Origin of the sequence: Streptococcus sp. HMSC064H09 (assembly GCF_001812625.1) — a bacterium.
Classification (GTDB): domain Bacteria; phylum Bacillota; class Bacilli; order Lactobacillales; family Streptococcaceae; genus Streptococcus.
Window position 1 is genome coordinate 1 of record NZ_KV809559.1, and the last position, 661, is coordinate 661.

The following is a 661-nucleotide window of genomic DNA, read 5'->3' on the forward strand; positions in this document are numbered from 1 at the left end:
GCTTGAGCAAATTCTGTGAACTTACTCATAGGCTCACGCTTTCGCTGTGTTGTATACGCTCACAAGGTCTTCTTGCTCGATGGTATCGAGACGGCCACCCAATTCGGTCATTTTCGAGATAATGCCGCTATCAGTATTGCCACCCGCTGCACTGATTTTATCAGCAATTTCTTTGAGCGTATCAAGTTCTTCCGGTGCATTACCGATGATATCAGCCTTAGCTTGCGTGATTGCGGTGTTAAGTTGGTCTTGAGTGATACCGTTAGCGGTCACTTCGCCTTTCTCAGCCTTGCCAGCTAATGCCGTTTTAATTTCCTTGATATCCGCACCCACGGCTTGGGCAAAATCGTGTAATTGACTCATTTATTGTTTCCTTTCAAATTTTAGCTAGATTGTAGATATTAACGAGGTCTTCCGTAGTATCACTGCCACCAGTAATTAACCCAGACTCTCGCAATTCATCCGCTAGTAACTTTAATTTAGGGCTCTTGTCCGATGGCACGACGCTATCTGCATTCAGTGAGTTCTTCACTTTGACCTTGAAATTATTAGACGGGAAAATATGTCCGTTCAGTTTAATTTCGAGGTAGTATGTTCCGGGCTCTACGACATCCCCCATGACGAATGTAAAATGTCCGTTCTCAACGGTTACATCTTGGTA

2 protein-coding genes are annotated in these 661 nt (G+C 44.2%); both read right to left on the reverse strand.

Annotated features, from left to right (window positions below):
- Positions 1-33: 33 nt before the first annotated feature.
- Positions 34-363 (reverse strand): hypothetical protein, encoded by a 330-nt coding sequence (locus tag HMPREF2867_RS02420; protein WP_070575498.1) that lies wholly within the window; start codon positions 361-363, stop codon positions 34-36.
- Positions 364-376: 13 nt separating this feature from the next.
- Positions 377-661, reverse strand: a 285-nt coding sequence (locus HMPREF2867_RS11310; protein WP_176744095.1) for a hypothetical protein, incomplete at its 5' end; no start/stop codon positions are given.